The 22378-nt window shown below is 74.0% G+C and carries 20 protein-coding genes; 11 read left to right on the top strand and 9 right to left on the bottom strand.

The window, feature by feature from the left end:
- Positions 1-5 precede the first annotated feature (5 nt).
- The 8 genes from rapZ (at position 6) to KMZ30_RS16980 (ending at position 6759) form a co-directional block, all read left to right on the top strand.
- Entirely contained in the window at positions 6-905 is a 900-nt protein-coding gene (rapZ, locus tag KMZ30_RS16945) for an RNase adapter RapZ (RefSeq protein WP_215511789.1), read from the top strand.
- Positions 902-1858, top strand: coding sequence for a gluconeogenesis factor YvcK family protein (locus KMZ30_RS16950; RefSeq protein WP_215511788.1), 957 nt, complete (start codon positions 902-904; stop codon positions 1856-1858). The genes rapZ and KMZ30_RS16950 overlap by 4 nt, the downstream gene beginning before the upstream one ends.
- A 21-nt stretch (positions 1859-1879) precedes the next feature.
- Positions 1880-2860 carry a DNA-binding protein WhiA gene (whiA, locus tag KMZ30_RS16955; RefSeq protein WP_030528387.1) on the top strand — a complete coding sequence of 327 codons (981 nt, stop codon included), beginning with the start codon at positions 1880-1882 and terminating at the stop codon, positions 2858-2860.
- Positions 2861-3021: 161 nt separating this feature from the next.
- Positions 3022-4026 carry a type I glyceraldehyde-3-phosphate dehydrogenase gene (gap, locus tag KMZ30_RS16960; RefSeq protein WP_030528388.1) on the top strand — a complete coding sequence of 335 codons (1005 nt, stop codon included), beginning with the start codon at positions 3022-3024 and terminating at the stop codon, positions 4024-4026.
- A 21-nt stretch (positions 4027-4047) separates the two neighbouring features.
- On the top strand, positions 4048-5253 hold the full coding sequence (locus KMZ30_RS16965; RefSeq protein ID WP_215520078.1) for a phosphoglycerate kinase: 1206 nt from the start codon (positions 4048-4050) through the stop codon (positions 5251-5253).
- The gene (gene tpiA / locus KMZ30_RS16970; RefSeq protein WP_215511786.1) at positions 5254-6051 is read left to right on the top strand and encodes a triose-phosphate isomerase; all 798 of its coding nucleotides are present in this window, start codon (positions 5254-5256) and stop codon (positions 6049-6051) included.
- 101 nt (positions 6052-6152) lie between these two features.
- Positions 6153-6395, top strand: a complete 243-nt coding sequence (gene secG / locus KMZ30_RS16975; RefSeq protein WP_030528391.1) for a preprotein translocase subunit SecG — start codon at positions 6153-6155, stop codon at positions 6393-6395.
- Between the two features lie 13 nt (positions 6396-6408).
- On the top strand, positions 6409-6759 hold the full coding sequence (locus KMZ30_RS16980) for an RNA polymerase-binding protein RbpA (protein ID WP_084696763.1): 351 nt from the start codon (positions 6409-6411) through the stop codon (positions 6757-6759).
- Positions 6760-7208: 449 nt separating this feature from the next.
- Here KMZ30_RS16980 and KMZ30_RS16985 read toward each other — a convergent pair whose 3' ends face one another.
- Genes KMZ30_RS16985 through tkt form a run of 7 tightly spaced genes read right to left on the bottom strand, consistent with a single transcriptional unit; the run spans position 7209 to position 16166 of the window.
- Entirely contained in the window at positions 7209-7685 is a 477-nt protein-coding gene (locus KMZ30_RS16985) for a hypothetical protein (protein WP_215511785.1), read from the bottom strand.
- A 4-nt stretch (positions 7686-7689) separates the two neighbouring features.
- A complete protein-coding gene (gene pgl / locus KMZ30_RS16990; RefSeq protein WP_215511784.1) occupies positions 7690-8424 on the bottom strand; it encodes a 6-phosphogluconolactonase in 735 nt (244 codons plus the stop codon).
- Complete coding sequence (gene opcA, locus KMZ30_RS16995) at positions 8421-9557, bottom strand: glucose-6-phosphate dehydrogenase assembly protein OpcA (RefSeq protein WP_215511783.1); 1137 nt, start codon at positions 9555-9557, stop codon at positions 8421-8423. The genes pgl and opcA overlap by 4 nt, the downstream gene beginning before the upstream one ends.
- Before the next feature lie 58 nt (positions 9558-9615).
- Positions 9616-11160: a glucose-6-phosphate dehydrogenase gene (gene zwf, locus KMZ30_RS17000; RefSeq protein ID WP_215511782.1), complete on the bottom strand. Its 1545-nt coding sequence runs from the start codon at positions 11158-11160 to the stop codon at positions 9616-9618.
- Positions 11157-12770 carry a glucose-6-phosphate isomerase gene (locus tag KMZ30_RS17005; RefSeq protein ID WP_215511781.1) on the bottom strand — a complete coding sequence of 538 codons (1614 nt, stop codon included), beginning with the start codon at positions 12768-12770 and terminating at the stop codon, positions 11157-11159. The genes zwf and KMZ30_RS17005 overlap by 4 nt, the downstream gene beginning before the upstream one ends.
- Entirely contained in the window at positions 12767-13882 is a 1116-nt protein-coding gene (gene tal, locus KMZ30_RS17010) for a transaldolase (protein WP_215511780.1), read from the bottom strand. Before tal ends, KMZ30_RS17005 begins: the two co-directional genes overlap by 4 nt.
- Before the next feature lie 7 nt (positions 13883-13889).
- Positions 13890-16166, bottom strand: a complete 2277-nt coding sequence (gene tkt, locus KMZ30_RS17015) for a transketolase (protein WP_215511779.1) — start codon at positions 16164-16166, stop codon at positions 13890-13892.
- A 194-nt stretch (positions 16167-16360) separates the two neighbouring features.
- Here tkt and KMZ30_RS17020 point away from each other — a divergent pair, with 194 nt between their 5' ends.
- Positions 16361-17290 carry a heme o synthase gene (locus KMZ30_RS17020; RefSeq protein WP_207021986.1) on the top strand — a complete coding sequence of 310 codons (930 nt, stop codon included), beginning with the start codon at positions 16361-16363 and terminating at the stop codon, positions 17288-17290.
- Here KMZ30_RS17020 and KMZ30_RS17025 read toward each other — a convergent pair.
- A complete protein-coding gene (locus KMZ30_RS17025; RefSeq protein WP_215511778.1) occupies positions 17232-18548 on the bottom strand; it encodes an MFS transporter in 1317 nt (438 codons plus the stop codon). The genes KMZ30_RS17020 and KMZ30_RS17025 overlap by 59 nt on opposite strands.
- Positions 18545-19117 (bottom strand): ArsR/SmtB family transcription factor, encoded by a 573-nt coding sequence (locus KMZ30_RS17030; RefSeq protein WP_215511777.1) that lies wholly within the window; start codon positions 19115-19117, stop codon positions 18545-18547. Before KMZ30_RS17030 ends, KMZ30_RS17025 begins: the two co-directional genes overlap by 4 nt.
- A gap of 199 nt (positions 19118-19316) precedes the next feature.
- Between KMZ30_RS17030 and KMZ30_RS17035 the strand changes: the two genes are divergently transcribed.
- Together KMZ30_RS17035 and KMZ30_RS22460 are read left to right on the top strand one after the other, a co-directional pair.
- Positions 19317-19508 (top strand): hypothetical protein, encoded by a 192-nt coding sequence (locus tag KMZ30_RS17035; RefSeq protein ID WP_215511776.1) that lies wholly within the window; start codon positions 19317-19319, stop codon positions 19506-19508.
- A gap of 20 nt (positions 19509-19528) precedes the next feature.
- Positions 19529-22360: a helix-turn-helix transcriptional regulator gene (locus KMZ30_RS22460; RefSeq protein ID WP_215511775.1), complete on the top strand. Its 2832-nt coding sequence runs from the start codon at positions 19529-19531 to the stop codon at positions 22358-22360.
- Positions 22361-22378: the final 18 nt, after the last annotated feature.

Raw genomic sequence — 22378 nt, forward strand, 5'->3', positions numbered from 1 at the left:
ATCCAGTGGCTGACGCCTCGTCGTCGGGATCGAACGGGCGGGCGGACTTCCTCGTCGTCAGCGGGATGAGCGGCGCCGGCCGCTCGACCGCCGCGAACGTCCTCGAGGACCACGGGTGGTACGTCGTCGACAACCTCCCTCCCCAGCTGATCCCCGCGATGGCGGTGCTCGCCGGCCGGGCGCGCGACGAGGGTGCCGGGGACCTGCGCATCGCCGCCGTCGTCGACGTGCGCGCTCGGCCGTTCAGCTCCGAGCTGCGCGAGGGGATCGCCGCGGTGCGCGAGCACGGCTGGCACCCGCAGCTGATGTTCCTCGACGCCACCGACGAGGCGCTCGTCCGCCGCTTCGAGAGCGTCCGCCGGCCGCACCCCCTCCAGGGCGAGGGCCGCCTGCTCGACGGCATCCAGGCCGAGCGCGAGCTGCTGCGCGACCTGCGGGCCGACGCGCACGTCGTCATCGACACCTCCGGGCTCAACGTCCACCAGCTGGCGCGCAAGCTGACCCCGATCGTCGGCGTCAGCGGCGGACCCTCGCTGCGGCTGGCCGTCATGTCCTTCGGCTTCAAGTACGGCGTCCCCCTCGACGCCGACTTCGTCTTCGACATGCGCTTCCTGCCCAACCCCTTCTGGGTGCCCGAGCTGCGCCCGCTGACCGGCGTCGACGCGCCGGTCGCCGAGTACGTGATGTCGCAGGCGGGCGCCACGTCGTTCGTCGACCGCGTCGTGTCCCTCATGGAGCCGGTCACCGCCGGCTACCGGCACGAGGGCCGGCGCTACGCCACCGTCGCCGTCGGCTGCACCGGCGGCAAGCACCGCTCGGTCGCCGTCGCCGAGGCGCTCTCGCGCCGCCTCGGGGGTCCGGACGTCGCGACCTTCGTCGTCCACCGCGACCTGGGGCGCGAGTGAGCGGGCCGGTCGTCACCGCTCTCGGCGGAGGCCACGGGCTCTCGGCGACGCTCACGGCGCTGCGGTTCGTCACCGACGAGATCACCGCCGTCGTCACGGTCGCCGACGACGGCGGGTCGAGCGGACGGCTGCGCGACGAGTTCGGCGTCCTCCCGCCCGGCGACCTGCGGATGGCCCTCGCCGCCCTCTGCAGCGACACCGAGTGGGGCCACACCTGGCGCGACGTGCTCCAGCACCGGTTCGAGGGCGAGGGGCCGCTCGGTGGGCACGCCCTCGGCAACCTCCTCATCGTCGCGCTCTGGGAGCTGCACGAGGACCCCGTGGCGGGCCTCGACCTCGTCGGGCGCCTGCTCCAGGCCCACGGGCGGGTGCTGCCGATGGCGGCGGTGCCGCTGGACATCGAGGCCGAGGTCGGCGGGCTCGACCCGCAGGCCCCCTCGACGGTGACGACGGTCCGCGGCCAGGCCCAGGTCGCCCGCACCCGCGGCCGGGTCGAGCAGGTGCGCCTCGTGCCGTCGGACCCGCCCGCCTACCCCGAGTCGGTGGCGGCCATCCGCAGCGCCGACTGGGTCGTCCTCGGGCCCGGCTCGTGGTTCACCTCGGTGATGACCCACCTCCTCGTCCCCGACCTCGAGGAGGCGCTGCGGGTCACCCGGGCCCGCCGGCTCCTCGTCCTCAACCTCGACCCGGGCTCGGGGGAGACGGCCGGGTTCGACGCGGTGCGCCACCTCGAGTCCTTCGCCGCCCTCGCACCGGGGCTGCGCCTCGACGGGGTCCTCGCCGACCCCGCCGCGGTGGAGGACCACGCCGCGCTCGAGGCCGCCGCGGCCCGCCTCGGTGCGCAGCTGCACGTCACGCCCGTGTCGCGCGCCCGGGACCTCGGCGAGCACGACCCGCTCCGGTACGCGGCCGCCCTGCGGGACATCCTGTACACCCCGCGACCCGTCCACTGACGCGTGGCAGGATGACCCGCTATGGCGATGACGGCGAAGGTGAAGGACGAGCTGAGCAGGCACGTCGTGACCAAGCCCTGTTGCCGCAAGGCCGAGGTCGCGGCGATGCTGCGGTTCGCCGGGGGCCTGCACATCATCGGGGGGCGGATCGTCGTCGAGGCCGAGCTCGACACGGCCAGCGCCGCGCGCCGGCTGCGGCGTGAGCTCGCCGAGGTGTACGGGCACACCCCCGAGGTCCTCGTCCTCGCGGCCGGCGGGCTGCGCAAGGGCAGCCGCTACGTCGTGCGGGTCGTCCAGGACGGCGAGGCGCTGGCCCGCCAGACCGGCCTCATCGACAGCCGCGGCCGCCCGGTCCGCGGGCTGCCCGCCAAGGTCGTCAGCGGCTCGGTCTGCGACGCCGAGGCCGCGTGGCGCGGCGCCTTCCTCGCGCACGGCTCGCTGACCGAGCCCGGGCGCTCCTCGGCCCTCGAGGTGACGTGCCCCGGCCCGGAGGCCGCGCTCGCCCTCGTCGGCGCCGCCCGCCGGCTCGGCATCCAGTCCAAGGCCCGCGAGGTCCGCGGGGTCGACCGCGTCGTCATCCGCGACGGCGACGCCATCGGGGCGATGCTCACGCGCCTCGGCGCCCACGACGCCGTCCTCGCCTGGGAGGAGCGCCGGATCCGGCGCGAGGTCCGGGCCACCGCCAACCGGCTCGCCAACTTCGACGACGCCAACCTGCGTCGCTCGGCCCGGGCGGCGGTCGCGGCCGGGGCACGTGTCGAGCGGGCCCTGGAGATCCTCGGCGAGGAGGTGCCCGAGCACCTGCGCGAGGCCGGCGAGCTGCGGCTGCAGCACAAGCAGGCCTCCCTCGAGGAGCTCGGCCAGCTCGCCCAGCCGGTCATGACGAAGGACGCGGTCGCGGGGCGCATCCGCCGCCTGCTCGCGATGGCCGACAAGAAGGCCCAGGACGAGGGGATCCCGGACACCGAGGCGGTCCTCACCGCCGACATGCTCGACGGCTGAGACGGGCCCGGACCGTCTCACGGGCGGGCGTGCGTAAACGGTTACTCGCCCGTACCCCGGACACCGTGATGGTCCTCCCGGGTGGGGTCTAGGGTGTGTGGTGGACCACAGGGACGTGGGACCCGCCCCGTCCTCACCCTCCCCATCGGAAGGCAACGCAAGTGACCGTTCGCGTAGGCATCAACGGCTTCGGCCGCATCGGGCGCAACTTCTTCCGCGCGGTGCAGGCGTCCGGCGCCGACATCGAGATCGTCGCCGCCAACGACCTGATGGACAACGCGTCCATCGCGCACCTCCTCAAGTACGACTCGGTCCTCGGCGTCCTCGCCGACGACGTCTCGCACACCGAGGACTCCATCACCGTCGGCGGCAAGACCATCCGCGTCTTCGCCGAGCGCAACCCCGCCGACATCCCCTGGGGTGAGGTCGGCGCCGACGTCGTCATCGAGTCCACCGGCATCTTCACCGACGGCGAGAAGGCCAAGGCCCACATCGCCGGCGGCGCCAAGAAGGTCATCATCTCCGCGCCGGCGAAGAACGAGGACGCCACCTTCGTCATGGGCGTCAACGACGCCGACTACGACCCGGCGAACCACCACGTCATCTCCAACGCGTCGTGCACGACGAACTGCCTCGCGCCGATGGCGAAGGCCCTCAACGACGAGCTCGGCATCGTCAAGGGGCTCATGACGACGGTGCACGCCTACACGCAGGACCAGAACCTGCTCGACGGCCCGCACAAGGACCTGCGTCGCGCCCGCGCCGCCGCCCTGTCGATCATCCCGACGAGCACCGGCGCCGCGAAGGCCATCGGCCTCGTCCTGCCCGAGCTCAAGGGCAAGCTCGACGGCTACGCGCTCCGCGTCCCGACCCCGACCGGCTCGGCCACCGACCTCACCTTCGAGGCCGGCCGCGAGACCACCGTCGAGGAGGTCAACGCGATCGTCAAGAAGGCCGCCGAGGGCGCGCTCAAGGGCTACCTCAAGTACACCGAGGACCCGATCGTCTCCGCCGACATCGTCACCGACCCGAGCTCGTGCATCTTCGACTCCGGCCTGACCAAGGTCATCGGCAACCAGGTCAAGGTCGTCGGCTGGTATGACAACGAGTGGGGCTACTCCAACCGCCTCGTCGACATCACCGCCCTCGTCGGCAAGAGCCTGTGAGCCGGGGGGACCGACCGACCCATGGCTGACATCGCCTCGCTGGGCGACCTGCGCGGCAAGCGCGTCCTCGTCCGGTCAGACCTCAACGTGCCGCTCGACGGCACGACGATCACCGACGACGGCCGCATCCGGGCGTCGGTCCCCACCTTGCGGCAGCTGTCCGAGGCGGGCGCACGCGTCATCGTGTGCGCCCACCTCGGGCGCCCCAAGGGCGCGCCGGAGGAGAAGTACTCCCTCCGGCCCGTCGTCGGGCGGCTCTCCGAGCTGCTCGGCCGCGACGTCGTCTTCGCCACCGACACGGTGGGGGAGAGCGCGCGGGCCGCGGTCGACGGGATGGCCGACGGTGACGTCGTCCTCCTCGAGAACCTCCGGTTCAACGCCGGCGAGACCGCGAAGTCCGACGAGGACCGCGCCGAGTTCGCCGACGCCCTCGCCGGGCTGGCCGATGCCTTCGTCTCCGACGGCTTCGGCGTCGTCCACCGCAAGCAGGCGTCGGTCTACGACGTCGCGACGCGGCTGCCCTCGGCCATGGGCGGGCTCGTCCACGACGAGGTCGAGGTGCTCGAGCGCCTCACCGAGTCGCCCGAGCGCCCCTACGCCGTCGTCCTCGGCGGCGCCAAGGTCGCCGACAAGCTCGCGGTCATCGACAACCTCATGGGCACGGCCGACCGCCTGCTCATCGGCGGCGGCATGCTCTTCACCTTCCTCGCGGCCCAGGGCCACGAGATCGGTACGAGCCTTTTCGACGCCGACAGCGTCGACGCGTGCAAGGGCTACCTCGAGCGCGCCGAGCGCGAGGGCGTCGAGATCGTCCTGCCGGTCGACGTCGTCGTCGGGCGGGAGTTCTCGGCCGACACCGAGGTCGACACGGTCGCCGCGGACGCCATCCCGGCCGACACGATGGGGCTCGACATCGGCCCCGAGTCGGCCCGCCTGTACGCCGAGAAGCTCGCCGACGCGCGCACCGTGTTCTGGAACGGGCCGATGGGCGCGTTCGAGATGGAGCCCTTCGCGGCCGGCACGAAGGCCGTCGCGCAGGCGCTCGTCGACGCGACCGAGGGCGGCGCGCTGACCGTCGTCGGGGGTGGCGACTCCGCCGCCGCCGTGCGGCAGCTCGGCTTCTCGGACGACCAGTTCGGCCACATCAGCACCGGTGGTGGCGCCTCCCTCGAGTACCTCGAGGGCAAGGAGCTGCCCGGCATCGCGATCCTCACGAAGGAGCACTGAATGGCCTCCGGCCGCACCCCGCTCATGGCGGGGAACTGGAAGATGAACCTGGACCACCTCCAGGCGACGCACCTCGTGCAGAAGCTCGACTGGACGCTCAAGGACGGCAAGCACGACTTCGGCGCCGTCGAGGTCGTCGTCCTGCCGCCGTTCACCGACATCCGCAGCGTCCAGACGCTCATCGACGGTGACCGCCTCGAGCTCAAGCACGGCGCGCAGGACCTCTCCGCCCACGCCTCCGGGGCGTACACCGGCGAGGTGAGCGGCGCGATGCTCGCCAAGCTCGGCTGCTCCTACGTGGCGGTCGGCCACAGCGAGCGGCGCGAGTACCACGGCGAGACCGACGAGGTCGTCAACGGCAAGGTCAAGGCCGCGTTCGCCGCCGGGCTCACGCCGATCTTCTGCGTCGGCGAGGGCCTGGAGATCCGCCAGGCCGGCACGCACGTCGAGCACGTCCTCGCGCAGGTCGAGGCCGGCCTCGCGGACGTCCCCGCCGAGCAGGCCCGCACCGTCGTCGTCGCCTACGAGCCCGTCTGGGCCATCGGCACCGGCGAGGTCGCGACCCCCGAGGACGCGCAGGAGGTGTGCGGGGCCATCCGCACCAAGCTCGCCGAGCTGTACTCCGGCGACGTCGCGGACGGCATCCGCGTGCTCTACGGCGGCTCGGTCAAGTCCGGCAACGTCGCGGCGATCATGGCCCAGGACGACGTGGACGGCGCGCTCGTCGGCGGGGCCTCGCTCGAGGCCGGCGAGTTCGCGGCCATCTGCCGCTTCCGCGACCACCGCGGCACCGTCTGACCCGATCCGCGCCGCCGCGCCCCCCGGGGTCGCGGCGGCCGGGCCGGGCAGCGGTTATCCTTGTCCGGTTGTCCCCGACCCCCACAGCGAAGGATCCCTCCGTGGACGCGGTTCGCATCGGCCTCCAGGTCCTCCTGGTCATCGGAGGCCTGTTCCTGACCCTCCTCATCCTGCTCCACAAGGGCAAGGGTGGCGGCCTCTCGGACATGTTCGGCGGTGGCATGTCGAGCTCGCTCGGCGGCTCGTCGGTGGCCGAGCGCAACCTCGACCGCATCACCGTCGGGGTGGCGGCCGTGTGGTTCACCTGCGTCGTCGGTCTCGGCGTCCTCGAGCGGTTCGCCTGAGAGGGGCTGGACGATGGCTGGTGGTAACGCGATCCGTGGTTCGCGCGTCGGCGCGGGCCCGATGGGCGAGGCCGAGCGCGGTGAGGCCGCGCCCCGGCGCTACGTCTCCTTCTGGTGCTCCAACGGGCACGAGACGAAGCCCAGCTTCGCCGAGGAGGCCGGCCTGGTCGTCCCCGAGCAGTGGGACTGCCCGCGCTGCGGCTTCCCGGCCGGGCAGGACCGGGACAACCCGCCGGCCCCGCCGAAGGTCGAGCCCTACAAGACGCACCTCGCGTACGTGAAGGAGCGCCGCTCGGACGAGGACGGCCAGGCCATCCTCGACGAGGCCCTCGCGAGCCTGCGCGGCCGCGGCCTCATCCAGTGAGGCGCTGAGCCTCTCGCACGACGCACGCGACCCCCGGCCGCCCGGCCGGGGGTCGCTGCGTGTTGGGCGTGCTGTCGGTCCCGAGCTCCGTACCCCTCCGGCCCCGGACACCCAGAGTCACAGGGGTCGGCCCGCCGCTGTCGTTCGCTCCCGATGCTGACGCACTCATGACGAGCGGTCGTCGAGCCGCCGCTCATCCTGGTTGCTCCGGATGTGGGGGCGGTCATGATGAGCGGTCGCCCAGCCGCCGCTCGTCCCGTGTGCTCCGGATGCTGGGGCAGTCATGATGAGCGGCCGGACGCGACCGCTCATCATGACTGCGTCAAGGGGTGGAGCGAACGACAGCGGGCGCGCGAGCACTGACAACTCAGCCAGGTCCGCGCTCGGTCGAGGTGAAACCCAACCTCCTGGTGGTCGGGTTTCACCTCGAACCGCAACGGGGGAGTGCCTCAGCGGCGGGCGGTGCGGGCGAGGTGGCCGACGACGTTCTCGACCCAGTCCTGCTCGCGCTGCATCCACCGCACCGCGACGAGGGTCCGCACGACCACCGGCACCCCGCGGCGCGGCGGCTCGACGGCGACGTCGGTGCCGAACGGGTCGGTGCTGACGACCCAGCGGTAGCCGGCGCCGACGAGGTGGTCGCCGACCGCCGTCGCCACGACCGTCACGGCCTCGGGTCCCTCGGCCTCGTCGCCCCGCGCGAGCGCCGCCGACCACGCCGCGGCGATCGTCGCCAGGTCGGCCGGGTCGATGCCGTGCTCGGCGTAGCGCAGGCGGTAGGCCTCGAGCCGCGCCTCCTCCTCGCCGGTCAGCGGGCGCGTCGCGACCTCCTCGACCGGCTCGACGCCGTCGCTGCCACCCGGCCCGTCGTCGGCCACGACCGCGTCGTCGTCGCCGCGGGAGCGCCAGCGGTCGAGGATGCCCACGGCGTCAGCCCCGGTCCAGGTCGGCGGCGGCGTCGGTGTCGACGAGCCAGAGCGTCTGCTCGCTGCCGTGGACGTGCGCGGCGGGCGTCTCCTCGAACGGCGACCCGGTGACCCCACGACGGACGGCGTCCGCCTTGTCGCCGCCGGCGACGAGGAACCACACGAGGCGCGAGCGCTCGAGGCACTCGCGCGTCAGCGACACCCGGTCCGGCGGCGGCTTGGGGGAGTCGTGCACCGCGACGGCCATCGCGTCGGTCGTCGCCGCGGCCGGGTGGTGCGGGAAGAGCGAGGCGATGTGCCCGTCCGGCCCGACCCCCAGCACCATGACGTCGAACGCGCCGTTGCCGGCTGCGTGGATGGCGTCCGCATAGGCCTGCGCCGACTCCTCGGCCGACGCGGACGCGTCCGGGCCGGCGACGCGGTGGACGTGCGCCGGGTCGAGACCGAGGGTGTCGAGACCGGCCTCGTCGTTCTGGGTGTCGTTGCGGTCGGGGTCGCCGGCCGGCAGGTAGCGCTCGTCGCCCCACCAGACGTGGACCCGCCCCCAGTCGACCGCCGCCCGTGCCGGGGTGGCGGCGAGCGAGCGGACGATCTCGGAGCCCATCGAGCCGCCGGTCAGCGACACGTGGGCCACCCCGCGGGCGGACTGCGCGTCGACGAGCGCGACGACGAGCCGGGCCGCCGCGGCGTCGGCGAGGGCCTGCTTGGACGGGTGGACGACGACGGTGCTCCCGCTCACGAGCGACGCTCCTTGACCTCGGCGAGCTTGGCCGCCGCGGCGGCCTTGACGGTCTCGGTGTCCGCGCCGTCCTCGGGCATCGGGCGCTTCTCGACCATCGCCGAGCTGCCGGCGACGCGGGCCGCCCGGCGCAGGCGCTGGGTCGTGCGCTCGGCCTCGGCCGGCGACGGTGCCGCCCCGGCCCTGACCGCCTCGCTCGCGGTGCGCTTCGAGGTGGTCAGCGTCGGGAAGCCCTTGGTCAGGGCGTCCTCGTAGACCTCGTCGGGGTCGAGCCGGCGCAGCTCGTCGGCCAGGCACTCGGCGTCGGAGCGGTGCGGCAGCGCGAGCGTGCGGTCGGGCTGGCCGACCTGGCGCAGCATCGAGGTGCTGCCGTCCTCGGGGCGGACGAGGTCGACGGTGCCACTCTTGCGCTCGAGGCGGACCGAGATGATGCCCGAGCCGCTCTTGGAGCGGGCCAGCGACACGGGGCACCGCAGCCGGCTGGCCAGCCACCCGGCGAGCAGCTCGCCGGAGGGGCTGTCCGGGGCCGCGACGACCAGGGCCTCGGTGACCGGCTCGAACGGCGGCTGGTCGAGGGCGGCCGTGAGCAGCCCGCGCCACAGCGTGATGCGCGACCACGCGAGGTCGGTGTCACCGGGTGCGTACGACTTCGCGAGGCGCTTGAGGACGGTCTTCGGGGGGCCCTGCGTCCGGGCCGAGTCGGTGATGCGGCGCTGGGCCATCTCGCCGATCGGGTCCGTGGAGGGGTCCTTCGGTGCCTCGGCCGGCCACCACGCCACGATCGGCGAGTCGGCGAGCAGCAGCGGCGTGACGACGGCGCGACCGTGCCGCGCGAGCGGGCCGTAGAGCCGGAGCACGACGACCTCGGAGGCGCCGGCGTCGCCGCCGACGCGGATCTGGCCGTCGAGGCGCGCGGCGCCACGTCGGTTGCTCCCGACGACGACGATGATCCGGCAGGGGTGCTGCCGGCTCGCGTCGTTGGCGACCTCGATGGCCTCCTCGGCCTCCGCCTCGTCGACGACGACGACGAGGGTGAGGACCCGCGAGAGCGCCATCGCGCCGGTGTCCGAGCGCAGGGCGACGAGCTTCTTCGAGACCGCCGCGGTCGAGGTGTTGGGCAGGTCGACGATCACCGGGGTCCCCCATCAGTATCGGAGCGAGGAACGAGCGGAGAACTTATGGGGGTGGTGGTCACGGGAGCCTCCACTCGCGTCCGTCACGGTGCATCAGCTCGTCGGCCGACGCGGGGCCCCAGCCACCCGACGCGTACTGCTCGGGGGCCTTGCCCTTCGTCGCCCAGAACCTCTCGATGGGGTCGAGGATCTGCCACGAGAGCTCGACCTCCTCGTGCCGCGGGAAGAGCGGCGGCTCGCCGAGGAGCACGTCGAGGATGAGGCGCTCGTAGGCCTCGGGGGAGGACTCGGTGAAGGCCCGGCCGTACCCGAAGTCCATCGTCACGTCGCGCACCTCCATCTGCGAGCCCGGCACCTTGGCCCCGAAGCGCAGGGTGACGCCCTCGTCGGGCTGGACCCGGATGACGATGGCGTTCTGCCCGAGCTCCTCGGTCGCGGTGTGCGTGAACGGCAGGTGCGGCGCCTGCTTGAAGACGACCGCGATCTCCGTGACGCGCTTGCCGAGCCGCTTGCCGGTGCGCAGGTAGAACGGCACGCCGGCCCAGCGCCGGGTGTCGACCTCGAGGCGCACGGCGGCGTAGGTCTCGGTGGCAGAGCCGACGGCGACGCCGTCCTCGTCGAGGTAGCCGACGACCTCCTCGCCGCCCTGCCAGCCGCGGGCGTACTGCCCGCGCGCCGTGCCGGTCGCGAGGTCGTGGGGGATGCGCACCGCCGAGAGGACCTTCTCCTTCTCGAGGCGCAGCCCCTGGGCGTCGAACGACACCGGCTCCTCCATGGCCGTGAGGGCCATCAGCTGGAGCAGGTGGTTCTGGATGACGTCGCGCGCCGCGCCGATGCCGTCGTAGTAGCCGGCCCGGCCGCCGATGCCGATGTCCTCGGCCATCGTGATCTGCACGTGGTCGACGTAGTTCGCGTTCCACACCGGCTCGAACATCTGGTTCGCGAAGCGCAGCGCCAGGAGGTTCTGGACCGTCTCCTTGCCCAGGTAGTGGTCGATCCGGAAGACCGAGTCGGCCGGGAAGACGTTCTCGACGATGTCGTTGAGCTCGCGGGCGGAGGCGAGGTCGTGCCCGAACGGCTTCTCGATGACGACCCGGCGCCACGACCCGCTCTGCGGGGTCGAGAGGCCGGAGCGCTCGAGCTGCTCGCACACGGTCGCGAACGACCCCGGGGGGATCGAGAGGTAGAACGCGTGGTTGCCGCCGGTGCCGCGCTGCTCGTCGAGCTCGGCCACCGTCTCGGCGAGGAGGTCGAACGCGGCGTCGTCGTCGAAGCTGCCCGGGACGAACCGGATGCCCTCGGCGAGCGTGCGCCACACCTCCTCGCGGAACGGGGTGCGGGCACGCTCCTTGACCGACTCGTAGACGATCTTCCCGAAGTCCTGGTCCTCCCAGTCGCGGCGGGCGAACCCGACGAGCGAGAAGCCGGGCGGCAGGAGACCGCGGTTGGCGAGGTCGTAGATCGCCGGCATGAGCTTCTTGCGGGCGAGGTCGCCGGTGACGCCGAAGAGCACCATCGAGCAGGGGCCCGCGATCCGGGGCAGGCGCTTGTCGCGCGGGTCCCGCAGCGGGTTCTGCTCGGCCGTGACGCGGGCCGGGCTCATGCGCCCCGTCCCAGGGCCGCGCGGACCCGGGCCAGCCCGGCGTCGTGCTCGGTCAGGTGCAGGCGCAGCACGGGACGGCCGTGCTCGGCGAGGACCTTCGCGTCACCGGCCGCCTGCGCGGCGATGAACTGGCCGAAGGTGAAGTACCGCCCGGGCACCTCGAGGTCCTGGGCCGGGTCGGCCGTGACCTGCACGTACACCCCGGTCGCGGGCCCGCCCTTGTGGTACTGGCCGGTGGAGTGCAGGAAGCGGGGGCCCCAGCCGAAGGTCACCGGGCGGCCGGTGCGCTCGAAGAGGTCGCGCGCGACCTGCTCGAGGTCGGCGTCGGCCTCGCGGTCGAGGTAGGCCATGACGGCGACGTACCCGTGCTCGGCGTCGAGACCGGCGAGGAGGGCGTCGACGGCGGCGTCGACCGAGCCGGCGTCGCCGAGCCAGTCGCCACCGAGCGCGCGGACCTCGACGGCCCCGTCGGTGAAGGCTGGGTCGTCACCGGCGCCGATGCCGGCGTCGAGCATCTCGCGGGCCGCGGCCTTGGCGCTCTCGACGTCGGGCTGGTCGAACGGGTTGATGCCGAGGAGCCGGCCGGCGACGGCGGTCGCGGCCTCCCACAGGAGCATCTGCGCCCCGAGGCGACCGGCGACCGTGACGACCGAGTCGCCGTCCTCGCCGTCGTCGTCGGAGTCGGTGGCCACGAGCCGGACGACCGTGCCGTCGGCGTAGAGGTGCGCCGGCTCGGTGCCGATCGCGACGACCGGGAGGATGCCGGTGCCCTCCTTGCCGGTGGACTCGGCGATGAGCTGCTCGGCCCACGCCGGGAAGCCGACGTTCTCGGTGCCGGCGTCGACGAGGACGAGCTTGTCGCGCAGCGGCTCGGTGCCGGCCATCGCCGCGCCCAGGCGCAGCGCCGGGTTCGCCTCGTCGTCGGCGGCGAGCAGGTCGGCGACGAGCTCGGCGTCGTCGAGGAGGGCCTCGACGTCCGCCCCGGCGAGACCGGACGGGACGAGCCCGAACGCAGTGAGCGCCGAGTAGCGGCCGCCGACCTCGGGGTCGGCGTTGACGACGCGGAAGCCCGCCTCGCGCGCCTGCCCGTCGAGCGGGCTGCCCGGGTCGGTGACGACGACCATCCGCGTCGTCGGGTCGATGCCCGCCTCGCGGTAGGCGGCCTCGAAGGCGCGCCGCTGGCTGTCGGTCTCGACGGTCGACCCGGACTTGCTGGAGACGACGACGACCGTGCGGTCGAGGTCGGTCAGCGCGCCGCGGACGACGTCGGGGTCGGAGGAGTCGAGGACGACGAGGGGGACCCCGGCCGTGCCGCAGATGACCTCCGGCGCGAGCGAGCTGCCGCCCATCCCGCAGAGGACGACGCGGTCGTACCCCGACTCCTGGAGCTCGGACCGGATCGCGGCGATCTCGCCGACGAGCGGGCGCGAGCTGCGGGGGAGACCGGTCCAGGAGAGGCGCTTGGACGCCTCGTCCTGCGCGGCCTCGCCCCACAGGGTGTCGTCCTGCGCGAAGAGCCGGCTCGCCACCCGGTCGGCGACGAGCTGCGGGACGTGCCGCGTGACGGCGTCGGCGGCGGCCCCGGTGGCGGAGACGTCGATCGTGCTCACGCGGCGGCCTTCTCGAGCTCGCTCTGCACGCGGTCGAGGAGCTCGGTCCACGACTTCTCGAACTTCTCGACGCCCTCGCGCTCGAGGAGGTCGACGACCTCGGAGTACGAGATGCCGAGGCGCTCGAGCCCGTCGAGGACCTCGGTGGCCTCGGCGTACGAGCCGGTCACGGTGTCGCCGGTGACCTCGCCGTGGTCGGCGGTGGCGTCGAGCGTCTTCTCCGGCATCGTGTTGACGGTGCCGGGGGCGACGAGCTCGGTGACGTACATCGTGTCCGGGTAGGCCGGGTCCTTGACACCGGTCGAGGCCCAGAGCGGGCGCTGCGGGTGGGCGCCGGCCGCCTCGAGCGAGGCCCAGCGCGGGGTCGAGAAGACCTCCTCGTAGGCCTGGTAGGCGAGGCGGGCGTTGGCCAGGCCGGCCTTGCCGCGCAGGGCCTTCGCCTCGTCCGTGCCGATGGCGTCGAGGCGCTTGTCGATCTCGCCGTCGACGCGGCTGACGAAGAACGACGCGACGGAGCGGATCCGCGAGAGGTCCTTGCCCTTCTCGCGGGCCTGCTCGAGACCGGTGAGGAAGGCGTTCATCACGGCGCGGTACCGGTCGAGGCTGAAGATCAGCGTGACGTTGACCGAGATGCCCTCGGCGAGCACCTGCGAGATGGCAGGCAGGCCCTCGACGGTCGCCGGGATCTTGATGAGGACGTTCGGCCGGTCGACCTCGGCCGCGAGGGCCTTGGCCTCGCGGACGGTCTTCGCGGTGTCGTGGGCCGAGCGCGGGTCGACCTCGATGGAGACGCGGCCGTCCTCGCCGTCGGTGCGCTCGTACACGGGCATGAAGACGTCGCAGGCGTCCCGCACGTCGCGCGTGGTGAGCGCGAAGACGGTCTCGTCGACGTCCTTGCCCGCGCCGGCGAGCTCGGAGACCTGCTCGTCGTAGGCGTGACCCTCGGCGAGGGCGGCCTGGAAGATCGACGGGTTGGTCGTCACGCCGACGACGCCGTGCTCGTCGATCATCTCCTGGAGGTTGCCCGAGGAGATGCGGTCGCGGGAGAGGTCGTCCAGCCAGACGGACACGCCGTTCGCGGCGAGGTCCTGGAGGGGCTTCGGTGTGGTCATGCGGCTCTCACTTCCCTGCCGAGGCCTTGCGGCTCGGCGTCTTCGTGTTGCCGGCGGCGCGGGAGGACTTCGCCCGCGGAGCGGTGTCGGTGACGGCGGGGACACCGGTGGCCGTGCGCGCCGCCTTGAGCGAGTCCTTGGCGGCCTTGGCGACCGCCTCGGGCGTGAACCCGAACTCGCGGAACAGCGTCCCGGCGTCGGCCGAGGCCCCGAAGTGCTCGAGGCTGACGCAGCGACCGGCGTCCCCGACGAGGTCGTGCCATCCCATGGCGACACCCGCCTCGACACTGACACGGGCCTTGACCTCGGGGGGCAGGACCTTGCTCTGGTAGGAGCGCGGCTGCTCCTCGAACCATTCCCGGCACGGCATGGAGACCACGCGAGTGCGGGTGCCGGAGCGCTCGAGGCGCTCACGCGCGGCGAGGGCCAGGCTCACCTCGGAGCCGGTCGCGACGATGATCACCTCGGGCGCCTCGTCGCCGTTCTTGCCACCGTCGACGAGCACGTACGCGCCCTTGCGGACACCGCTCGCCTTCGCGTGCGTCGTGCGGTCGATCGTCGGCAGGTTCTGGCGCGAGAGGGCGAGGCCCGCGGTGCGGCGGCGGCGGAGGATCTCGGCCCACGCCTCGGCGGTCTCGTTGGCGTCGGCCGGGCGGACGACGTCGAGCTGCGGGATGGCGCGGAGCGACGCGATGTGCTCGACCGGCTGGTGGGTCGGGCCGTCCTCGCCGAGACCGATGGAGTCGTGCGTCCACACGAAGGTCACCGGCAGCTGCTGCAGGGCCGCGAGGCGCACCGCGGGGCGCATGTAGTCGGAGAAGACGAGGAAGGTGCCGCCGTAGGGGCGGGTCATCCCCTCGAGCGCGATCCCGTTGAGGATCATGCCCATCCCGTTCTCGCGGATGCCGAAGTGCAGCGTGCGGCCGTAGGGGCCGCCCTTCCACTCGGCGGTCTGGCGGCTCGTCGGGATGAACGAGTCGGCGCCGGCCATCGTCGTGTTGTTGGACTCGGCGAGGTCGGCGGAACCGCCCCAGAGCTCGGGGAGGACGTCGGCGAGGGCGCCGAGGACCTTGCCGGAGGCCGCACGGGTGGCGAGGCCCTTCTCGTCGGCCTCGAAGACCGGGAGGGCCTTGGCGAAGTCCTTCGGGAGCTCGCCGGCGACGAGCCGGTCGAGGAGGGCGGCGCGGTCGGGGTTGGCCTTCCGCCATGCCTTGTAGCCCTTGTCCCACTCGCGGTGGGCGGCCCTGCCACGCTTCTTGACCTCGCGGGCGTGGGCGAGGACCTCGCGCTCGGCGGGGAAGGACTTCTTCGGGTCGAAGCCGAGGATCTCCTTGGTGGCCGCGACCTCGTCGTCGCCGAGGGCGGAGCCGTGGGCCTTGCCGGTACCGCGCGCCGACGGGGCGGGCCACGCGATGACGGTGTGCAGGCGGACGAGGGTGGGGCGCTTGCCCTTCCGGCTCTTCTCGAGCGCGGCGAGGAGGGCGTCGACGTCCTCGGTGTACTCCGGCGTGCCGGCCGGGTCGTCGGACTGGCGCCAGTCGACGTCGACGACGTCCCAGCCGTAGGCCTCGAAGCGCTGGGCGACGTCCTCGCTGAACGAGATGTCGGTGTCGTCCTCGATGGAGATCTGGTTCGCGTCGTAGACGACGGTGAGGTTGGCGAGCTCCTGGTGGCCGGCGAGCGAGCAGGCCTCGGCCGACACGCCCTCCATGAGGTCGCCGTCGGAGGCGAGCACCCACACGTGGTGGTCGAACGGGCTCTGGCCGGGCTTGGCCTCGGGGTCGAGCAGGCCGCGCTGGCGGCGCTGGGCCATCGCCATGCCGACGGCCGAGGCGAGGCCGGAGCCGAGCGGGCCGGTCGTGATCTCGATGCCCTTGGTGTGGTGGACCTCGGGGTGGCCGGGGGTCAGCGAGTCCCAGGTGCGCAGCGCCTTGAGGTCGGACAGCTCGAGGCCGTAGCCCGAGAGGTAGAGCTGGACGTACTGCGTCAGCGACGAGTGGCCGCACGAGAGGACGAAGCGGTCGCGGCCGAGCCAGGAGGGGTCGGACGGGTCGTGGTTCATCACCTGCTGGTAGAGCAGATAGGCCACGGGCGCGAGGCTCATCGCGGTGCCGGGGTGGCCGTTGCCCTTGTGCTGGACGGCGTCGGCGGCGAGGATGCGGGCGGTGTCGACGGCGCGGACGTCGAGGTCCGACCACTTCGCCTTGCGGGCCACCGGCTTCGAGAGCTCGGGGGAGCGGCCGGCGACGGGGGACGCGGAACGGGGACGGGCGGTGGGGCTCAAGGGGTTCCTCTCTCGCGGGGACGTGCTCGTGACGTCGCCACCGGCGGTGAGGGCGCCGTGTGACGCAACTGGCAACCACCCTAGCCCTGCGTGAGGGGGTGACGACCGGGGGCGTCACGGGTGGTTCCCGCGGGCGGATAGAATCGCCGGGCACGCTTCCGGCCGACCCGAAGGACGACGTGGCCACCACCCCCGTGACGACCGCTCCCGCGGCGGTCTCCGCCCGCCGCGGTCCGCGACGCGTCGGGGCCTTCGTGGCACTCACCAAGCCGCGCATCATCGAGCTCCTGCTCGTGACGACCGTGCCCGTGATGTTCCTCGCCGAGCGCGGGGTCCCCTCGCTGTGGCTCGTCGTCGCGACGCTGGCCGGTGGCATCCTCAGCGCCGGCGCGGCGAACACCTTCAACTCGGTCTACGACCGCGACATCGACCGGCTGATGCACCGCACGAGCAGCCGGCCGATGGTCACCGGCGAGGTCACCGTCCGCGAGGCGATGCTCTTCGGCGGCGTCCTCACGGTGGCGTCGACGGTGTGGTTCGCCCTCGTCGTCAACGTCCTCTCGGCCGCGCTGTCGCTGCTGGCCATCGCCCTCTACGCCGTCGGCTACACGATGCTCCTCAAGCGGCGCACGTCGCAGAACATCGTCTGGGGCGGGATCGCCGGCTGCATGCCGACGCTCATCGGCTGGTCCGCCGTCACCGGCTCGGTCGGCTGGCCGGCGCTCGTCCTCTTCCTCGTCATCTTCTTCTGGACGCCGCCGCACTACTGGCCGCTCTCGATGGCCTTCCGGGACGACTACGCCTCGGCCGAGGTGCCGATGCTCCCCGTCGAGAAGGGGCCGGTCACGGTGGGACGTCAGATCGTCGCCTACTCCTGGGTCATGGTGGCGGTCTCGCTCGCGCTCGTGCCGGTGGCGTCGATGGGCTGGCTCTACACGGTCGTGGCCGTCGCGTCCGGCGCGCTCTTCGTCGCCGAGGCCCACCGCCTCCTGGGCGCCGCGCGCCGCGGGGTCACCGGCCTGGCGCTCAAGCCGATGCGCCTCTTCCACTACTCGATCACGTACGTCACCGTCGTGTTCCTCGCGGTGGCCGTCGACCCGCTGCTCCACCTACCGCTGCGCTGACCCCCGCGGGCAGGTCGCGGCCGGTGCGATAGGGCCCGACCCAGACCGCGAGCGACACGAGCGCGTGCAGCGCGGTCATCGCGATGACGGTCTCGCGGACCCCGAGCGTGCTGCCGAGCCAGCCGGCGGCGAGCCCGGCGAGCGGCATCGTGCCGAAGTTGAGCACCGACGAGGCCGACATGGTCCGGCCGAGCAAGGTCGGTGGGGTCCAACGCTGCCGGAACGCCGACCGGACGACGTTGGCCCCGACGACACCGACCCCGACGAGGGCGACGCCGAGGGGGACCAGGGCCACCGCGGCGCCCGGGGCGGCGAGCGGGACGAGCAGGGCGGTCGGGCCGCCCAGCACCTGGAGCCATCGCATCGCCCGTGCGGTGCCGACCCGTCGCGCGAGGGGCGTGGCGACGGCCGCGCCGACCAGACCGCCGACGCTGCCCGCGGCCACGAGGAGGCCCACCGTGCCCGGCGCGACGTCGAGGTCGCGGACGAGGCAGAGCACGAGCAGCGCCCCGTAGCCGGTGAGCGCGAAGTTCGAGGCGGCGCCCTGGAGCGTGAAGAAGCGCAGGTACGGGTCGCGCGCGACGACGCCCACGCCGTCGGCGATCTCGCGGCGCAGCGGCTCGCGGGCAGGACGCTCCGGCGGGGGGCGGAGCGCGGCGGGGTCCATCCGCCACAGGCAGGCGGCCGACACGAGGAAACCGACGACGTCCGCGACGACGGCGGTGGCCGCCCCGACCAGCTGGACGAGCAGGCCGCCGACGCCCGGCCCGGCGACCTGCATCGCCGACTCGGTGCCGTAGAGGCGGCCGTTGGCGGTGTCGAGGTCGGCGGCGCGGACGACGCGCGGCACGAAGGCGCCGTAGGCCGTCCGGAAGAACACGGCGCACGTGCCGTTCGCGAGCACCGCGGCGAGCAGGTGCGGGAGGTCGAGCACCCCGAGCAGGGCCGCGACGGGGATGGAGCCGACGGCGGCCGCCGCGACGAGGTCGGCCACGAGCATCACCCGGCGCGGGTCGAGCCGGTCCACCCAGGCGCCGGCGGGCAGCCCGACGAGGAGCCAGGGCAGCCACGCGGCGGCCGTCAGCAGCCCCATCCAGCCGGGCCCGGCGTCGAAGGTCGTCACCGCGAGGAGCGGGACGACCACCGTGGTCGTCATCGCCCCGAGGACGCTGACCCCCTCGCCGCCCCAGAACAGGCGGAAGTTCCGGTTGCGGCGCAGGGGTGGTGGCTCGGTCGCGACGCGGACGGCGCCCGTCACGGACGGCACGGGAACCCCCGGGCGACGACGAGGACCGGCTCGCGCTCGACGCCGTCGTCGGGCACGTCGCGGTCGGCCCAGCGGCGGTAGAGGGCGATGGTCTCCTCGGCGACCTGTTGGAGCTCGGCGGGGGAGAGGCGCAGCCAGTTCTGGTTGGCGAAGGCCGCGTCCTCCCACGCGGGGTCGGCGTCGCGGTCGGCCAGCCAGGTGGTGATGCGCTCGACCTGCCGTCGCAGTTGGAGCGCCTCGGCCTCGCGGGCCGCGGTGGCGGCGGCGGGGTCGTCGGCGAGGTCGGCGCTGCTCCACCGGGTGCCGGCGGAGACGAGGCGCCACCACCGCTCGCGGCGGTCGCGCGCGAGCTCGGGGGCTTCCTCGACGAGCCCGGCCCGGGCGAGCACCTTGAGGTGGTGGCTCGCGTTGCCGACGGCCTGACCCGTGCGGGCCGCGAGCATCGAGGCGGTGGCGGGGCCGTCGACCTTGAGCGAGTCCATCATCCGGGAGCGGAAGGGGTGGGCGAGCGCCGCGAGGGGGGCGGCGTCGCGCAGCGTGCGGATCTCGGGTCGGGTCATGCGCTTGACGGTAAACTCACAATGAGTGTTGTGCAAGGCATCTTGTGGATATCGGGCACGACGGGACAGCCACCTGAGGTACCTCAGGGCCCGCGTCGCACTGCCGATCCGGGAGGACGCCCCATGTGCCGCCCTGCCTCAGCGCCCGACGGTGGAGGGGTCGGCGGCACCCGGCCGCCGGCACCGAGAGGAGACCACCGTGAACACCTCCGCCGACCCGCTCTTCGTCCGCGCCGAGCTCGAGTACCGCCTCGAGCGGTGGGGGAGCACCCGCATCGCGTCGACCCCGGACCGCGGAGCACCGGGCCACCCCGTGCGCCGGCTCGCCGAGCGCCTGCGCCGCCGGGCGTCGCGCCCGGTGCTCGCGCCGGGTCGCCCCCGCCACCCGTGACGGGTGCCATGATCGGCACCGTGCCCACCCGTCCGAGTGCCGTCCTCGTCGGCCGTGACCCCGAGCTGGGGCGGCTGCGGGAGGCCCTCGGCGGACCGGGGGACGGTGGGGCGGTCCTCCTCGGCGGCGACGCCGGCATCGGGAAGAGCGCCGTGGTCGCCCGCCTCGTCGACGAGACCACGACCCGGCGGATCCTCCTCGGCCACTGCGTGGGTGACGTCGGGACCCTGCCGTACCTGCCCTTCGTCGAGATGCTGGCCGCCCTCGACGGGCGCGAGCGAGACCTCGTCGACGAGCTCGTCGAGGCGCACCCCGGCCTCGTCCCGCTCGTGCCTCGGCTCTCCGCCTCGGCGAGGGAGACGGCCCGCGCCGACCTGGTGGAGGCCGTCCACGCGGTGCTGGGCGTCCTCGGACGCGAGGGCGGCGCGCTCGTCGTCGTCGAGGACGCGCACTGGGCCGACGAGTCCACCCGTGAGCTGCTGACCCTGCTCTTCACGCGCGGTGCGCCCGAGGGCGTCTCGCTGGTCGTCACCTACCGCAGCGACGACGTGCACCGCCGGCACCCGCTCGCCCCGGCGCTCGCCGTCTGGTCGCGGCTGCCGCGCCTGGCCCGCCTCGAGCTCGGGCGACTGCCCGACGACGCCGTGCGCCGGATCGTCCACAGCGCCGCGGCGCTGCCCGACCCGCTCGTCGACGAGGTGACCGCCCGCGCCGAGGGCAACGCCTTCCTCGCCGAGGAGCTGGCCGTCGCGGCGGCCGACGGCTCGGCGCCCGAGCTCGGCCGGCTCCTCCTCGGGCGGGTCGAGCGGCTCGACGACGACGCGCAGGCCGTCGTCCGGGTGGCCGCCGTGGTCGGCCGGCGCGTGCCGCACGCCCTACTCGAGCGGGTTGCCGACGTGCCGCCCCGGACGTTGCGCTCGGCCCTGCGACAGGCGGTCGAGCACCACGTGCTCGAGCCGTGGGGGGAGCTCGGCTACGAGTTCCGGCACGCCCTCCTGGCCGAGGCGGTGTCCGAGGACCTGCTGCCGACCGAGCGCCTCCAGCTGCACCGCGCCTGCGTCGAGGCCCTGCGCGAGGACGAGCGGCTCGGTGTGGCGGCGGACCTCGCGCGCCACGCCCTCGCGGCCGGCGACCGCGCCACCGCCCTGCACGCCTCGGCCCGGGCCGGGGACACCGCCCGCCGGATGGGTGGACCGGCCGAGGCGCTGGGTCACTACGAGACCGCGCTGGGGCTCACCGACGACCCCGCGATCGTGCACGACCTCACCCTGCGTGCCGCGGCCGCCGCCAACGGGGCCGGACGCGCCGGCCGTGCCGTCGCACTGCTGCGGGCCAGGCTGGCGGATGCCCAGGGGGCGCCCCGCGAGCGGGCCGAGCTGCTCGTGGCCCTCGCGTACGCCGCACGGCTGACGGAGGAGCGCGTCGACCGGCTGACCGTCACCGCTGAGGCGCTCTCGCTCCTCGACGCCGACGCCCCCGTGGCCCTGCGCGTGTCGGTCCTGACCCGTCGCGCCGACGCGCTGACCGACGCCGGGCTGGTCGAGGAGGCGCTCGCCGTCGCCGACGAGGCGATGGGCCTCGCCGTCCAGCACGGCCTCCACGCCGACCGCGTCGACCTCAGCTCGAACCTCGCCTGGCTCGCCCAGGCCGCGGGCGACCCCGACGGGTCGGTCCGGCGCCTCCAGGGGGTCGTCGAGGGCTGGCGGGACACCCCGGACCTCGCGTTCCTCCGGGCGCTGCACATCCTCGCCGTCGTGCACCACCGGCAGAGCGACCTTCCCGCGGCGCTCGCCGGCTTCGAGCGCGTCGTCGACGAGGCGCGCCGCGCGGGCCTCGCGGCCTCGGTCTACTCGGTCGACGCGCTCGCCCTCGCGATCACCGTCGCGTTCGAGCTCGGTCGGTGGGACCACGCGCTGGAGCTCGCGGAGCGTGGCCGCGTCGGCGCGTCGCCGTCGGCGCGCGCCAGCATCGACGCGGCGGTGGGCTACGTCCACGCCGCGCGTGGGGAGCCCGACGTCGAGGCCACCCTCGCGGCCGGGCGCCCGTTCTGGCCGGACGACTCCCGCATCCCGGTGCAGGCCGGTGTCGCGGCGCTCGACGTGCTGGGGCGCTGCGGCGTGATCGACCGGGTCCTGGCGCTGCGCGCCGAGCTCGTGACCTCGCTGCGCGCGGCCTGGTCGGTCGAGCACGCACCGGTGGAGGTCCGTCTGGCCGCCCTCGTCGTGGGGCACCTGGCGAGCGCCGCGTCGACGGCCTCGGCGGCGACCCGCGGGCGGCTGCTCGACGAGGGGGAGCGGCTCGCCGCGGAGGCGCTCCTCGTCTGGCCGGAGGGCTCGCCCGGACCCGAGCTGGAGGGGCGGATGTGGCTGGCGCGGCTCGCCGCGGAGCGGCTGCGCCTGCGGCGCGCCGCAGGTGAGCCGGTCGAGGCCGAGACCCTCGTGACGGCCTGGGAGGACGCCGTGACCCTGGCCGAGGAGCGAGGAGACCCCTACGAGGGCGCCCGGGCCGGCCTGCGGCTGGGGGAGGTGCTCCTGTCGACCGGGGACCGCCGGGCGGACGGGGTGCTCGAGAACGTCCGGGTGGTCGCCCTGTCGCTCGGGGCGGCGCCGCTGCTCACCGCGCTCGACGCCCTCGCCACCGACCGTGGCCCCACCCAGGGGCTCACGGCGCGCGAGCACGAGGTGCTCGCGCTGCTCGCGCTCGGGCGGTCCAACGGGGAGGTCGGGCGCGAGCTGTTCATCACGACGAAGACGGCGAGCGTGCACGTGTCGAACATCCTCGCCAAGCTCGGGGCAGCGAGCCGTGGCGAGGCCGTGGCCGTCGCCCGCAGCACCGGCCTTTTGGACCCCTGAGCGGTCGGGCCGGGCGCC

This window comes from Phycicoccus mangrovi (assembly GCF_018729305.1).
Lineage (GTDB): Bacteria > Actinomycetota > Actinomycetes > Actinomycetales > Dermatophilaceae > Phycicoccus > Phycicoccus jejuensis.